At 68.9% G+C, this 14,216-nt stretch carries 14 protein-coding genes; all 14 read left to right on the plus strand.

The features are described from left to right. Positions 1 to 28: 28 nt before the first annotated feature. The 14 genes from ACTJJZ_RS11865 to rplC all read left to right on the plus strand — a co-directional run bounded on the left by ACTJJZ_RS11865 (position 29) and on the right by rplC (position 14,212). Positions 29 to 1,645, plus strand: coding sequence for an ABC transporter permease subunit (locus ACTJJZ_RS11865; RefSeq protein WP_440721400.1), 1,617 nt, complete (start codon positions 29 to 31; stop codon positions 1,643 to 1,645). Positions 1,646 to 1,655: 10 nt separating this feature from the next. Continuing rightward, positions 1,656 to 2,576 (plus strand): sugar ABC transporter permease, encoded by a 921-nt coding sequence (locus ACTJJZ_RS11870; protein ID WP_440721515.1) that lies wholly within the window; start codon positions 1,656 to 1,658, stop codon positions 2,574 to 2,576. Positions 2,577 to 2,681: 105 nt separating this feature from the next. Continuing rightward, positions 2,682 to 4,580, plus strand: a complete 1,899-nt coding sequence (locus ACTJJZ_RS11875; protein WP_440721401.1) for a glycoside hydrolase family 13 protein — start codon at positions 2,682 to 2,684, stop codon at positions 4,578 to 4,580. A 93-nt stretch (positions 4,581 to 4,673) separates the two neighbouring features. Beyond that, positions 4,674 to 4,826 (plus strand): hypothetical protein, encoded by a 153-nt coding sequence (locus tag ACTJJZ_RS11880; protein ID WP_440721402.1) that lies wholly within the window; start codon positions 4,674 to 4,676, stop codon positions 4,824 to 4,826. A 96-nt stretch (positions 4,827 to 4,922) separates the two neighbouring features. Then, positions 4,923 to 6,089 carry an ABC transporter gene (locus ACTJJZ_RS11885; RefSeq protein WP_440721403.1) on the plus strand — a complete coding sequence of 389 codons (1,167 nt, stop codon included), beginning with the start codon at positions 4,923 to 4,925 and terminating at the stop codon, positions 6,087 to 6,089. Positions 6,090 to 6,174: 85 nt separating this feature from the next. Next, positions 6,175 to 6,618: a hypothetical protein gene (locus ACTJJZ_RS11890; RefSeq protein WP_440721404.1), complete on the plus strand. Its 444-nt coding sequence runs from the start codon at positions 6,175 to 6,177 to the stop codon at positions 6,616 to 6,618. 53 nt (positions 6,619 to 6,671) lie between these two features. Then, positions 6,672 to 7,319, plus strand: coding sequence for a spermidine/putrescine ABC transporter substrate-binding protein (locus ACTJJZ_RS11895; RefSeq protein ID WP_440721405.1), 648 nt, complete (start codon positions 6,672 to 6,674; stop codon positions 7,317 to 7,319). A 604-nt stretch (positions 7,320 to 7,923) separates the two neighbouring features. After that, complete coding sequence (gene rpsL / locus ACTJJZ_RS11900) at positions 7,924 to 8,292, plus strand: 30S ribosomal protein S12 (RefSeq protein WP_013584051.1); 369 nt, start codon at positions 7,924 to 7,926, stop codon at positions 8,290 to 8,292. Positions 8,293 to 8,297: 5 nt separating this feature from the next. Next, complete coding sequence (rpsG, locus tag ACTJJZ_RS11905) at positions 8,298 to 8,768, plus strand: 30S ribosomal protein S7 (protein ID WP_440721406.1); 471 nt, start codon at positions 8,298 to 8,300, stop codon at positions 8,766 to 8,768. 92 nt (positions 8,769 to 8,860) lie between these two features. Then, positions 8,861 to 10,975 (plus strand): elongation factor G, encoded by a 2,115-nt coding sequence (gene fusA, locus ACTJJZ_RS11910; protein ID WP_440721407.1) that lies wholly within the window; start codon positions 8,861 to 8,863, stop codon positions 10,973 to 10,975. Positions 10,976 to 11,124: 149 nt separating this feature from the next. Continuing rightward, positions 11,125 to 12,315: an elongation factor Tu gene (gene tuf / locus ACTJJZ_RS11915; protein ID WP_440721408.1), complete on the plus strand. Its 1,191-nt coding sequence runs from the start codon at positions 11,125 to 11,127 to the stop codon at positions 12,313 to 12,315. Between the two features lie 150 nt (positions 12,316 to 12,465). Further along, the gene (locus ACTJJZ_RS11920; RefSeq protein ID WP_440721409.1) at positions 12,466 to 12,690 is read left to right on the plus strand and encodes a hypothetical protein; all 225 of its coding nucleotides are present in this window, start codon (positions 12,466 to 12,468) and stop codon (positions 12,688 to 12,690) included. A 543-nt stretch (positions 12,691 to 13,233) separates the two neighbouring features. Then, a complete protein-coding gene (gene rpsJ / locus ACTJJZ_RS11925; protein ID WP_017201594.1) occupies positions 13,234 to 13,542 on the plus strand; it encodes a 30S ribosomal protein S10 in 309 nt (102 codons plus the stop codon). 10 nt (positions 13,543 to 13,552) lie between these two features. Then, positions 13,553 to 14,212 carry a 50S ribosomal protein L3 gene (gene rplC, locus ACTJJZ_RS11930; RefSeq protein WP_440721410.1) on the plus strand — a complete coding sequence of 220 codons (660 nt, stop codon included), beginning with the start codon at positions 13,553 to 13,555 and terminating at the stop codon, positions 14,210 to 14,212. The last annotated feature ends 4 nt before the right edge of the window (positions 14,213 to 14,216 follow it).

A 14,216-nucleotide genomic window follows, 5' to 3' on the forward strand; every position in this document is an offset into this window, starting at 1 on the left:
CCGGAGACGACGTTGTGAAGGGGTCGAGATGACGGGTCCTGCCGTGCAGGAGAAGACGGTCGTGTCCGCCGAGGACAGGGCCAGGCATCGCCGCCAGCGGCGCGCGGCCGCCTACGCCGAGGCCGCATCGGCCGGCTGGAAGGTGTGGCTGGTCAAGATCGTCGCACTCGGCGTGATCGACGCGCTGGCGGTCTTCGCCGTGTTCTCGCTCGCGACGAGCGGACAGTGGACGCCGGCGACGCTGGTCGCCGTGGGCGTGATCGCGGTCAACGCGGTCTACCTGATCCCCGGGCTGCTGCCCGCGAAGTACCTGACGCCGGGGCTCGTCTTCCTGCTGATCTTCCAGATCTTCGTGGTGCTCTACTCCGGGTACGTCGCGTTCACGAACTACGGCTCCGGGCACAACTCCACCAAGGACGACGCGGTCAGCGCGCTGCTGCTGCAGTCGCAGACCCGCGTCGCCGACTCGCCCACCTTCCCGGTCAAGATCCTGGAGAAGGACGGGAAGTTCTACCTGCTCACCGAGAAGCCCGGATCCGACCAGCCGCTCATCGGCGGCGCCGGCCACCCGCTCTCGAGCGAGCCCGGGGTCACCGCCACGGGCGCTCCCGGCTACACCACCCTCGACTTCCAGGGCATCATCGCCCATCAGGACGACATCGCGAAGCTCGCGGTGCCGATCTCCGCGGACGTCAACAAGGGCTACCTCAAGACCACCGACGGATCCAGCGCGTACCTGTTCACCTCGACGCTGAAGTGGGATCCGAAGGCCGACACCATGACCGACAGCAAGTCGGGCACGGTCTACCGCGACACCGGGCACGGCGCGTTCACCGCGAAGGACGGCAGCAAGCTGCTGCCGGGCTGGCAGGTCTGGGTCGGCGGCGAGAACTTCGTCCGCGCGTTCTCCGACCAGTCCATCCGCGGGCCGTTCCTCGCGGTGCTGACCTGGACCTTCGCGTTCGCGATCCTCTCGGTCGCCACGACGTTCATCCTCGGGCTGTTCCTCGCGATCGTCTTCAACGACCCGAAGATGCGCAGCCGCAAGTACTACCGCGTGATCATGATCCTGCCGTACGCGTTCCCGGCGTTCCTGTCCGCCCTGGTGTGGGCCGGCCTGTTCAACACGGACTTCGGCTTCATCAACCAGGTCGCGCTCGGCGGTGCGAAGATCCCATGGCTGACGGATCCCTGGCTCGCCAAGGGCGCGATCCTGGTCGCGAACCTGTGGCTCGGCTTCCCGTACATGTTCCTCGTGACGACCGGCGCGCTGCAGTCGCTGCCGGAGGACGTCGTCGAGGCGGCGCGGGTGGACGGGGCGAGCGTCTGGCAGACGTTCCGGCTCATCAAGTTCCCGCTGCTGCTGGTCGCCGTCGCGCCGCTGCTGGTCGCCTCGTTCGCGTTCAACTTCAACAACTTCGGGCTCATCTACCTGCTCACGAACGGTGGTCCGCAGTTCACCGACGCGAGCATCAACGTGGGATCCACGGATCTGCTCATCTCGATGGTCTACAAGGTCGCCTTCGTCGGCTCCGAGCGGGACTACGGCCTCGCGAGCGCCTTCTCGATCATCATCTTCGTGCTCGTCGCCGGGATCTCGCTGATCGGGTTCCGGCAGACCAAGGTGCTGGAGGATCTGAACTGACATGACCGACATGCTTTCCACGACCGCGGTGCCCGTCTCCACGGCGGCCCTGATCGCCGCTCCCGCTCCGCACGCCCGCAGGCCGTTCGGCCGCTGGTTCCGGGAGACCGGGTGGCGGCACATCATCGGCCTCGTCATGCTGGTGTTCGCCGGCTTCCCCCTCGTGTACGTGCTGTCCGCGTCGCTGAACCCCGGGGGGACCCTGCTCAGCACGAACGGGCTGTTCTCGAAGATCAGCCTGGACAACTACGTGCAGCTGTTCCAGGATCCGACCCGCCCCTACGGCGCGTGGTTCCTGAACACGATCTTCATCGGCGTGCTCACCTCGGTGTGCAGCGTGATCCTGTGCGCACTCGCGGCGTACGCCTTCTCCCGCATGCGCTTCCGCGGGCGCAGGGCGGGGCTGATGACGCTGCTGCTCGTGCAGATGTTCCCGCAGCTCCTCGCGATCGTCGCGATCTTCCTGCTGATGTCCGCGATCGGTGACATCTTCCCCGCACTGGGGCTGAACTCGCAGATCGGCCTGATCCTGGTGTACCTCGGCGGCGCCCTGGGTGCGAACACGTTCCTGATGTACGGCTTCTTCAACACGATCCCCGCGTCGATCGACGAGGCCGCGAAGATCGACGGTGCGGGGCACGCGCGGATCTTCTTCACGATCATCCTGCGCCTGGTCGCGCCGATCCTCGCGGTCGTCGGGATGCTCTCGTTCATCGGGATCACCGGCGACTTCCTGATCGCGTCCACCGTGCTGATCTCCCCGGAGAAGCAGACGCTCGCGGTCGGGCTGTACCAGTACGTCTCCACCGACGCGAAGAACTACGCGGTCTTCGCCGCAGGAGCCGTGCTCGCCGCGATCCTGCCGATGGTGCTGTTCCTCTCGCTGCAGAAGTACATCGTCGGCGGGCTGACCGCCGGCAGCGTCAAATAGCGATCCTCCTCACACCCCCACAACTCAAGGGCTCTGTCACGGCACCGGTCGTGCAACCACGTCGACTTCCGGCGGGTCGCCGCCGCACGCCCTGAAAGGCCTGACATGACCGATCTCCTCCCGCACCACGACGGATCCCCGCTGCACGTCTCGGACGACGCGCCCGCTCTCGGCGACGTCGTCCGGGTGCGACTGCGCGTGCCCGCCGGCTACGGCCCGCTCGCCGCCGTGCGCACGCGCTCGAACCCCGACCACGAGCCGGAGTGGACCGAGGCAGTGCGGATCGGCGCGGCCGACGGCTGGGACTGGTGGGAGGCGCCGGTCACGGTGCGCAACCCGCGGCACGGCTACCGCTTCCTGCTGCAGCACGCGGACGGCCGGATCGAGTGGCTGAACCAGACCGGGATCCATCGCCTGGAGACGCTGGACGCGGAGGACTTCGCGCTCGTCGCGGCGCCGCCCGCGCCCGCCTGGCTGCACGAGTCGGTCATGTACCAGGTCTTCCCCGACCGCTTCGCCCGCTCGGCGCAGGCGGACGAGCATCCGGTGCCGGACTGGGCGATCCCGGCGACCTGGGACACCCCGGTGGATCCGCTCATGCCGGGGCGTGCGCAGCAGTTCTACGGCGGCGACCTCACCGGCGTCATCGAGCGCCTCGACCATCTCGTCGAGCTCGGCGTGAACCTGCTCTACCTCACCCCGGTGTTCCCCGCCGCCTCCAACCACCGCTACGACGCCTCCAGCTTCCTGAGCGTCGACCCGCTGCTGGGCGGCGACGAGGCCTACGCCCGGCTGATCGAGGAGGCGCACGGGCGCGGGATCAAGGTGATCGGCGACCTCACCAGCAACCACTCCGGCGACCGGCACGAGTGGTTCCGCGCGGCCTACGGCCGTCCCGGCGCACCGGACGAGGCGTTCTACTACTTCACGAACGCCGACAACACCGAGTACGAATGCTGGCTGGGCGCCCTCAGCCTGCCGAAGTTCGACTGGTCGAGCGAACAGCTGCGGGAACGCTTCATCGTCGCCGAGGACTCGGTCGTGGCGCGCTGGCTGAAGGCCCCGTACGGCGCCGACGGCTGGCGGGTGGACGTCGCGAACATGACCGGCCGGCTCGGCGCGGTCGACCTGAACGCCGAGGTGCGGCAGCTGCTGCGGGAGACCGTGCGCGGGATCAACCCCGACGCGATCCTGCTCGGCGAGTCCACCAACGACGCAACGAGCGACCTGCAGGGCGACGGCTGGGACGGAGCGATGACCTACCCGTCGTTCACGCGGCCGGTCTGGGCGTGGCTCAGCGAGCCGAACGGCGAGCCGTACCTGACCGCGGAGGGGGAGGAGCGCACCGAGCCCTGGTTCTTCGGGATGGAGGTCGGCGGCATCCCGCGCTACACCGCCCGCGACTTCGTCGACTCGATGACGCGGTTCACCGGAGGGATCCCGTGGCGCGTGCGGCTGGGCAACATGCAGCCGCTGGACACTCACGACACCGCGCGGTTCGCCACGAACGCCGCCCCCGGCACGGTCCCGGTCGCGGTCGGACTGTCCATGACGCTGCCCGGCCTGCCCGTGGTGTTCGCGGGAGACGAGTTCGGGCTGACCGGCGTGGACGGCGAGACCAGCCGCACGCCGATCCCGTGGGGATCGGAGGGGCGTCCCGAGGTGGCGGAGCGGATCGCGCTGTACCGCGACCTCGTGCGGCTGCGGCGGGAGCACCCCGTGCTCGGCACCGGCGGGCTGCGCTGGCTGCACGTCGGCGACGATGCGGTGGTCTTCGTGCGCGAGTCCGCCCAGGAGAGCGTGCTGGTGCTCGCGGCGCGCGGCGACGCGGACGTCGAGCTCGCCCCGGGCGCGCTGCCCGGCGCTGCCGCGGCGGACGCTCTCTTCGGCGACGCGATGCTGGCGGTGGCCGCGGACGGCGGCGCGGTGCTCACCGCCGACGGCCCGGTGTTCGCCGCCTGGGCCCTGCCCGGCGTGGCCGCTCCGGGGGCCGTCGCGCCCTGAAACGCCGACCGGGGCGGGCGACCCGGGCGGCACTCCGGGCGGCGCTCCGCGTGCCGCCCGGGGGCCGCTGCTGCGCGCTCGTATGCTCGGAGCATGGCACGGATCGGGGGACGCAACACGGGCGTGGCCTGGCTCGCCGGGGTCGTCTGCGCCGGCGTCGTCGCCGGCCTGTTCTATCTGGCCGCGCCGATGGGACCGGTCATGGTGAAGTACTTCGCCGAGGTGCTCGGCTCCGTCGGGCAGTGACCGCGCGGCGGCCTCGACATTCCCCGGCACGCCTCCGGTGCCGGGCCGGATCCCGGAGCTACCCTCGAAGGACCGCACCCGGATTGAGGAGCTCCCATGAGTGACCACGAGGTTTCGAAGCCGGCGCAGGCGCACGACGTCGACGACGCCGTGGCCGCCGCCCCCGCTGGGGGTGCCGTCGAGCCCGCCGATGAGACGCCGGCCGCGCCTGCAGAGGACGGGGCGCTCAGCCCCGCGCCCGAGACGGAGGACGTCGCGCCCGATCACGCCGCCGTCGCGCCCGATCACGCCGCCGTCGCGCAGAGTGCGAACGAGAGCCTGGCCGAGGCCGCCCGCGCTGCCGAGGGCAGGAGAGACACCACCGAGCACGGCGCGGGGGAGCGGGTCTCCGAAGAGCGTCCGGACGATGACGCGTCTGCCGCGCCCGCCCGTGCCGAGGCGGCGGAGAAGCCCGCAGTCCCGGCCGAGGACCCCGACGTGGCAGCGTTCGCCGAGGCCGAGGCCTCGTACCCCGGCACGTTCGGCGGAACCTTCACCCCGCCGCCGCCGCGCGCCGAGACGCCGGAGAGCTCGGCGGAGACCACCGCGATCGGCTCCACGACGACCCTCACGCCCGAGGCGGTCGCCGGCGAGACGCAGGTGATCACGTCGCAGACCGAGCCGCGCGTCGGCGAGCCGGAGCCGGCGGACGCCGCCCCCCTCCCGATCTTCGTGCAGGCGCCCGAGGCGCCGCGCGAGCGCGGCAACCGCGGAGCGATCTTCGGGATCGGCCTGCTCGCCGCCCTCAGCTTCGCCGTGCTGTACCTCGGCACCGCGCTCGGCATCGCCGCGATCGCCGGCAAGGTCACCGGCGACAGCATCGGCACGTTCCTGCAGGGCCAGCTGCTCAGTGCCGGCCTATGGCTGCCGGTGGCCCTGTTCGCGATCGGCTTCTGGCTGCTCGGCGCGATCATCAACCGCGGGCGCTGGGGCTTCTGGGTGGTCTTCGGCATCGTCGTCGGGGTGTTCGCCTACTTCGGGCACGTTCTCGGCGCCATCGGATCCGTGGAGTTCTGGAAGCTCGGCACCACCGAGCTCGGCAGGCTCGCGGCTTCGCAGCTGCTCGCGCCGCTCGCGATCGCGGCCTTCATCTTCGGTCGCGAGCTCACGATCTGGTTCGGCGCCTGGGCGGCTCGGACCGGGGCGCGCCGCACCGCACGGAACGAGGAGGCGCAGCGCGAGTACGAGCGCGTCCTCGAGGCCGGACCCCGACTGCCGCAGTAAGCGGCCCCGCCCCTCCCGCAGGGAGACCATCACGAACGCTTCGACGCAGGACCCCCGCGAGCCACGGCGCGCGGGGGTTCCGCCCGTGCTCGCCTGGGCGATCGGCGTGGTCTCCTTCTTCGCGCTCGCCATCATGGGGCTCGGCATGCTCAGCCTGTTCTCCGAGCAGGACATCATCTCCGTGCCCCGGCTCGGCCAGCTGCCCGGCATCGTCGGCATGGGCCTCGCCGTGCTGGTGTTCGCCCTCGCGCTGCGCGGCGTGCTCGCCGAGGTCCGCCCGTCGTTCGTCTCGAGCGTCTTCCTCGCGCTGGCGGCCGCGCTCGTGCACCTCGGCGGCGTATGGGGGGCCGCGGTGTCGGAGGGGTCAGGCGCCGTGCGGGCGACGGCCGCGGCCGGCCAGCTCGTGCTCGGCGGATCGAGTGCGGTGATGGTGCTGTCGGCCCTCATCGCGGCGTGGGTCGGGATCGCGCTGCGCCGCACGGCCTCCCGCGCCCCGCGCTGGCCGTGGGAGAAGGACGAGGACCGGTAGCCGGATTCGCGCGCCGCGCGCACCCGGGCGTGTCGGGCCCGTACGCTGGGAACGTGGAGCGCTCGCTGGAGACCCAGGTGGATCAGGCCGTGGAGGCCTGGCTGCGCTGGGTGCCGCGCTGGGAGCCGTCCACCCACCGCGGCCGGGTCGCTCCGTGCCGCCGCTGCCTCGGCTCTCCCGTGCTGTCGGCCGCGGGCATCGGCGCGAACGTGCCGCACGGCGTGCAGCACGGGCTGTCTACCAGGATCAAGACGATCGTGGACCATGCGGTCGCCGAGTACACCGCCCGCAACCTGCCGATGCTGCAGGGCGAGCTGGACCAGCAGGCGGCCCGCAACCGAGCGCGCGCCTACCGGCCCACCGAGGACCTCGAGCCCGAGTACGAGGGCATGCCGCTGGATCCGGATCCGGTGCCGGGGGCGCCTTTCCTGTTCACGATCGCCGGCATGGCCGACGAGGACGCGCGCGAGCTGCCCCCGCTGCCGCCGCTCAGCGACGAGGCCAAGGCCGCCCTGCGGCGCGAGGTCGCCCTCGCCGACGACTACGCGAACGTCGTGGGCCGGGAGATCTGCGGTCTGCTGCTGCGGCATCGCCTGCGCGTGCAGGCGGCGATCTCGGAGTATGTGGAGCCGCAGATCGAGGCCATGCTCGCGGAGCTGACCGAGGCACTGGACTCCCCCTTCGACCCCGACACGCTCTGACCGCGGCGCGCGCCGTTTGCCGGCCCGGATCCGCGAGAAACCAGATCCAGCATGAGACCCGCCTGCAGAAGGTAGGTCTCATGCTGGATCTGGTGTCTCGCCGAGCGGGGCGTGTGCGCAGCCGGACATTCGCTGGGAGACCGGATCCGGGCTGGCGCTGGCGCTGGCGCTGGCGCGCGCGCATGGCTATCGCTTTTCGATAGATGAAGATCGCTATGCCCTGGTGGATCACGCTCGCGGTGATGGGGTCGGTACTGCTCACCATCGCGACCACGGCCGAACGGCGCGCCGAGCGGGCTCCGATGACCGCCCGCCTGCGAGACCTGCGCTGATCGGCTCCGGATCCGCCGCCGAATCCGAACCCCACGACCGCGGGCGGATCCGGCCCGGCGCGCCGCCCGCGCGCATTTGACCGACCGTGTTACGCGGCATTACCATAGGACGGGTATGCGTGTGTCCTGACGCGCGCATGCAGGGCGCCGGCACTCGCCGGTTCCGCCCCCACGGCATACCCACCATCCATACGCACGTCGGCTTCGGCGTGCGGGCGGGTCTGATGTGAACCCCATCACGCTGTCACCGTGCAGCACAACAAGGAGAAGCAGTGCCAACTATTCAGCAGTTGGTTCGCAAGGGTCGTTCGCCCAAGGTCTCTAAGACCAAGGCTCCCGCCCTGAAGTCGAACCCGCAGCAGGCCGGCGTGTGCACCCGCGTGTACACCACCACCCCGAAGAAGCCGAACTCGGCGATGCGCAAGGTCGCCCGTGTGAAGCTGCGCAACGGCACCGAGGTCACCGCGTACATCCCCGGTGAGGGCCACAACCTGCAGGAGCACTCGCTGGTGCTCGTGCGCGGTGGCCGTGTGAAGGACCTCCCCGGTGTCCGCTACAAGATCGTCCGCGGCGCCCTGGACACCCAGGCCGTCAAGAACCGTAAGCAGGCTCGTTCCCGCTACGGCGCGAAGAAGGGTTGAGTTAGATGCCTCGTAAGGGCCCCGCCCCCAAGCGCCCCGTCGTCAACGACCCGGTCTACGGCGCACCGATCGTCAGTCAGCTGGTCAACAAGATCCTCATCGACGGCAAGAAGTCGCTCGCCGAGGCCATCGTCTACGGCGCCCTCCGCGGCGTTGAGGCGAAGGGCGGTCAGGATGCCGTCGCGACCCTGAAGAAGGCGCTCGACAACATCCGTCCGACCCTCGAGGTCAAGAGCCGCCGCGTCGGCGGCTCGACCTACCAGGTCCCGGTCGAGGTGAAGCCGCACCGCGCGAACACGCTCGCCCTCCGCTGGCTCGTGAGCTACGCGAAGAGCCGTCGCGAGAAGACCATGACCGAGCGTCTCCAGAACGAGATCCTGGACGCCTCGAACGGCCTGGGCGCCGCGGTCAAGCGCCGCGAGGACACCCACAAGATGGCCGAGTCGAACCGCGCCTTCGCGCACTACCGCTGGTAACAGCCCGTCCGTCCGGGGAGCCGAACGCTCCCCGGACGGGCAACCCACTTCACTTTCGTCGTGACAACGACAGCAGAGGATAAGGACACCCCGTGGCACAAGACGTGCTCACCGACCTGAGCAAGGTCCGCAACATCGGCATCATGGCGCACATCGATGCCGGCAAGACCACCACCACCGAGCGCATTCTGTTCTACACGGGTGTGAACCACAAGATCGGTGAGACCCACGACGGCGCCTCGACGACCGACTGGATGGAGCAGGAGAAGGAGCGCGGCATCACGATCACGTCTGCCGCCGTGACCTGCTTCTGGGACAAGCACCAGATCAACATCATCGACACGCCCGGTCACGTCGACTTCACGGTCGAGGTGGAGCGCTCGCTCCGCGTCCTCGACGGCGCGGTCGCCGTGTTCGACGGCAAGGAGGGCGTCGAGCCCCAGTCCGAGACGGTGTGGCGTCAGGCCGACAAGTACAACGTTCCCCGCATCTGCTTCGTCAACAAGATGGACAAGCTGGGTGCGGACTTCTACTACACGGTCGACACCATCGTGAACCGCCTCGGCGCCAAGCCGCTCGTCCTGCAGCTGCCGATCGGCGCCGAGAGCGACTTCGTCGGCGTCATCGACCTCATCGAGATGCGCGCACTGGTCTGGCCCGGCGATGCCAAGGGCGACGTGACCATGGGCGCCAAGTACGAGGTGCAGGAGATCCCCGCCGACCTCAAGGACAAGGCCGACGAGTACCGCCACACGCTGCTCGAGACCGTCGCCGAGTCCGACGACGCGCTGCTCGAGAAGTACTTCGGCGGTGAGGAGCTCACGGTCGCCGAGATCAAGGGCGCCATCCGCAAGCTGACCGTCGCGTCGGAGCTCTACCCGGTGCTCTGCGGTTCCGCGTTCAAGAACCGCGGCGTGCAGCCGATGCTCGACGCGGTCGTCGACTTCCTCCCCTCGCCCCTGGACGTGCCCGCCATCGAGGCGCACGACCCCAAGGACGAAGAGAAGATCATCGAGCGCCACCCGGACGCGAACGACCCGTTCGCGGCCCTCGCGTTCAAGGTCGCCGTGCACCCGTTCTTCGGTCGCCTGACCTACGTGCGCGTCTACTCGGGTCACCTCGACTCCGGCGCCCAGGTCATCAACTCGACCAAGGGCAAGAAGGAGCGCATCGGGAAGATCTTCCAGATGCACGCCAACAAGGAGAACCCGGTCGACTCGCTCACCGCCGGCAACATCTACGCCGTGATCGGCCTGAAGGACACCACCACCGGTGACACCCTCGCCGACATCGCGCAGCCGGTCGTCCTCGAGTCGATGACGTTCCCGGAGCCGGTCATCGAGGTCGCGATCGAGCCGAAGACCAAGGCAGACCAGGAGAAGCTGGGCACCGCGATCCAGAAGCTCGCCGAGGAGGACCCGACCTTCCGCACCGAGCTCAACCCCGAGACCGGTCAGACGACCATCAAGGGCATGGGCGAGCTGCACCTCGACATCCTCGTGGACCGCATGAAGCGCGAGTTCAAGGTCGAGGCGAACGTCGGCAAGCCGCAGGTGGCGTACCGCGAGACGATCAAGAAGGCCGTCGAGAAGCACGACTACACGCACAAGAAGCAGACCGGTGGCTCCGGCCAGTTCGCGAAGATCCAGTTCACGATCGAGCCTCTCGACCTGAACGACGAGAAGTCGTACGAGTTCGTGAACAGCGTGACCGGTGGTCGCATCCCGCGCGAGTACATCGAGCCCACCAACCAGGGCTTCCAGGACGCCATGGCGACCGGTGCGCTCGCGGGCTACCCGATGGTGGGCGTCAAGGCGACGCTGCTCGACGGCGCCTCGCACGACGTCGACTCCTCGGAGATGGCGTTCAAGATCGCCGGATCCATGGGCTTCAAGGAGGCCGTGCGCCGCGCGAACCCCGTGCTGCTCGAGCCGCTCATGGCCGTCGAGGTGCGCACGCCCGAGGAGTACATGGGCGACGTGATCGGCGACCTGAACTCGCGTCGCGGCCAGATCCAGTCGATGGAGGACGCCCAGGGCGTCAAGGTCGTCCGCGCGTCGGTGCCGCTGTCCGAGATGTTCGGCTACATCGGCGACCTGCGCTCGAAGACCTCGGGCCGTGCGGTCTACTCGATGGAGTTCGACAGCTACGCCGAGGTCCCGAAGGCCGTCGCCGACGAGATCGTCCAGAAGACCAAGGGCGAGTAAGCCCTAGGAGCCTGGCGGGCCCCGCGGGGTCCGCCAGGCACTCAGACAACTTCACATCGTCTCTCTACTAAACTGAGAACCCAAACCCGTAGGGAAACGGTCACAATCCAGTGCCCGGCGCCCCTACACGACGTCCTGAGGAGGACCCAGTGGCTAAGGCCAAGTTCGAGCGGACCAAGCCGCACGTGAACATCGGAACGATCGGTCACGTCGACCACGGCAAGACCACGCTCACCGCCGCGATCTCGAAGGTGCTCGCCGACAAGTTCCCGTCGGCCACCAACGTGCAGCGCGACTTCGCGTCGATCGACTCGGCTCCTGAGGAGCGTCAGCGCGGTATCACGATCAACATCTCGCACGTCGAGTACGAGACCCCGAAGCGTCACTACGCGCACGTCGACGCGCCCGGTCACGCCGACTACATCAAGAACATGATCACCGGTGCCGCTCAGATGGACGGCGCGATCCTCGTGGTCGCCGCCACCGACGGCCCGATGGCGCAGACCCGTGAGCACGTTCTGCTCGCCAAGCAGGTCGGCGTGCCGTACCTGCTCGTCGCGCTGAACAAGGCCGACATGGTCGACGACGAGGAGATCCTGGAGCTCGTCGAGCTCGAGGTCTCCGAGCTGCTCGCCAGCCAGGGCTTCGCCGAGGACGCGCCGGTCGTGCGCGTCTCGGGCCTGAAGGCGCTCGAGGGCGACGAGAAGTGGACGCAGTCGATCCTCGACCTCATGGAGGCCGTCGACAACTCGATCCCCGACCCGGTGCGCGACAAGGACAAGCCGTTCCTGATGCCGATCGAGGACGTCTTCACGATCACCGGTCGTGGCACGGTCGTCACCGGCCGCGCCGAGCGTGGCACCCTCGCGATCAACTCCGAGGTCGAGATCGTCGGCATCCGCCCGACGCAGAAGACCACGGTCACCGGTATCGAGATGTTCCACAAGCAGCTCGACGAGGCATGGGCCGGCGAGAACTGCGGTCTGCTCCTCCGCGGCACCAAGCGCGAGGACGTCGAGCGCGGCCAGGTCGTCGTGAAGCCGGGTTCGATCACCCCGCACACCGACTTCGAGGGCACCGCGTACATCCTGTCCAAGGACGAGGGTGGCCGCCACAACCCCTTCTACACGAACTACCGCCCGCAGTTCTACTTCCGCACCACCGACGTCACCGGCGTCATCTCGCTGCCCGAGGGCACCGAGATGGTCATGCCCGGCGACACCACCGACATGTCGGTCGAGCTGATCCAGCCGATCGCCATGGAGGAGGGCCTCGGCTTCGCCATCCGCGAGGGTGGCCGCACCGTCGGCGCCGGCACGGTCACGAAGATCGTCAAGTAAGCAGCTGCTTCCTCGCAGAGGGGTCGGACCTTCGGGTCCGGCCCCTCTGTCGTGTCCGGGCGCCGATCTCGGGGTTCCGCTCCCGATGGCCGACCGGCAGAATGGGCCATGCGCGGTCGATCGTCGGCCGCCGGCAATGGAGGGGATCCCATGGGTTTCGGAGACGCCATCAACGACGCGGTGAACAAGGGCAAGGAGTTCTTCGAGGAGAACAAGGAGAAGATCGACGAGGTCCTGCACAGCGAGCAGGCCGAGGGCATCAGCGACAGCGTTCTGGAGGGGGCAGCGAACCTCGCCAAGAAGGTCGCGCCGGGTGCCGCCGAGCAGATCGACGGAGTCCGCGACGACGTCGACAAGGCCGTCGGCACCGAGTGATCGCTGCCGTGCTCTGACGGTTTCCGCGAAGGCGGGGTGCCACGGCGCCCCGCCTTCGTCGTGCACGGCCGGCACCGCGCCGTCCCACCCGGTCCGGCGTTCCCCGGGCGACACGCCGGGCTACGTGCGCGACACGCCCGAGTTTGCGACACGCCCGGGCTGCACGTAGACTAGTGAGGTTCCACATTCCGGTGCGCGTTGCGACGTGCCACGGATCACTGTCACGGCAGTGCACAGACGGCGCCCCTCCTTCTTCATCGGGAGGCGGGCGCAGGGATCTGGGCCGCGGGCAGCAGAACACACAACCGACACCTCTTCACCGAGGCCCCGCCGTGTGCGGGGGTCGGCTTCCGCGGGTCGCAAGGCTCAGGGCTGACAGCAGAACAGTGGTGCGCCCCTTCGACAGGCTCAGGGACCGGATCTCAGGATCCGCAACTGCGCCAGGAGGAGGAGTGCGAAGGCGCAGAACGCGCCGTCGCGCGTCCAATGCCCCCGGATCACCCGGTCCGGGCAGGTACGACGCTTAATGAGAGAGAGCAGACAATGGCGGGACAGAAGATCCGCATTCGCCTGAAGTCGTATGACCACGAGGTCATCGACACGTCGGCCCGCAAGATCGTCGACACCGTGACCCGTGCGGGCGCGACCGTCGTCGGCCCGGTGCCGCTTCCGACCGAGAAGAACGTCGTGTGCGTCATCCGGTCGCCCCACAAGTACAAGGACAGCCGCGAGCACTTCGAGATGCGCACCCACAAGCGTCTGATCGACATCGTCGACCCGACGCCGAAGGCCGTGGACTCGCTCATGCGTCTCGACCTTCCTGCTGACGTCAACATCGAGATCAAGCTGTAAGGGGATCGAGATGGCCGATATCAACGCAAAGATTTCCAAGGGCCTGCTCGGCACCAAGCTCGGCATGACCCAGGTCTGGAACGAGAACGGCAAGCTCGTGCCGGTCACCGTCATCGAGCTGGCTCCGAACGTGGTCACCCAGATCCGCACCCCCGAGAAGGACGGCTACAACGCCGTGCAGATCGCGGCCGGTCAGATCGACCCGCGCAAGGTCACCCAGCCGCTCGTCAAGCACTTCGAGGCCGCGGGTGTCACCCCGCGCCGTCACGTCACCGAGATCCGCACCGCGGACGCCGGCGACTACACGCTGGGCCAGGAGCTCACCGTGGACGGCACCTTCGAGGCCGGCCAGCTGGTCGACGTCGTCGGCACCAGCAAGGGCAAGGGCTTCGCCGGTGTCATGAAGCGCCACAACTTCAAGGGCGTCTCCGCCTCGCACGGTTCGCACCGCAACCACCGCAAGCCCGGCTCGATCGGTGCTTCCTCGACCCCGAGCCGTGTCTTCAAGGGCATGCGCATGGCCGGTCGCATGGGTGGAGAGCGCGTCACCGTCCTCAACCTCACGGTGCACGCCGTCGACGCCGAGAAGGGTCTGCTGCTCGTCAAGGGCGCCGTCCCCGGTGCGCGCGGCCGCATCGTCTACGTCCGCAACGCAGTGAAGGGTGCCTGAGTCC

It is taken from the genome of Microbacterium sp. 22242 (assembly GCF_052045495.1).
In the GTDB taxonomy this organism is placed as follows: Bacteria; Actinomycetota; Actinomycetes; order Actinomycetales; family Microbacteriaceae; genus Microbacterium.

Excerpts from the sequence above, each read along its gene's own strand:
- ACTJJZ_RS11865 (WP_440721400.1), top strand. The coding sequence starts at position 29 with ATGACGGGTCCTGCCGTGCAGGAGAAGACGGTCGTGTCCGCCGAGGAC.
- ACTJJZ_RS11870 (WP_440721515.1), top strand. The coding sequence starts at position 1,656 with ATGCTTTCCACGACCGCGGTGCCCGTCTCCACGGCGGCCCTGATCGCC.
- ACTJJZ_RS11875 (WP_440721401.1), top strand. The coding sequence starts at position 2,682 with ATGACCGATCTCCTCCCGCACCACGACGGATCCCCGCTGCACGTCTCG.
- ACTJJZ_RS11880 (WP_440721402.1), top strand. The coding sequence starts at position 4,674 with ATGGCACGGATCGGGGGACGCAACACGGGCGTGGCCTGGCTCGCCGGG.
- ACTJJZ_RS11885 (WP_440721403.1), top strand. The coding sequence starts at position 4,923 with ATGAGTGACCACGAGGTTTCGAAGCCGGCGCAGGCGCACGACGTCGAC.
- rpsG (WP_440721406.1), top strand. The coding sequence starts at position 8,298 with ATGCCTCGTAAGGGCCCCGCCCCCAAGCGCCCCGTCGTCAACGACCCG.
- ACTJJZ_RS11920 (WP_440721409.1), top strand. The coding sequence starts at position 12,466 with ATGGGTTTCGGAGACGCCATCAACGACGCGGTGAACAAGGGCAAGGAG.
- rpsJ (WP_017201594.1), top strand. The coding sequence starts at position 13,234 with ATGGCGGGACAGAAGATCCGCATTCGCCTGAAGTCGTATGACCACGAG.
- rplC (WP_440721410.1), top strand. The coding sequence starts at position 13,553 with ATGGCCGATATCAACGCAAAGATTTCCAAGGGCCTGCTCGGCACCAAG.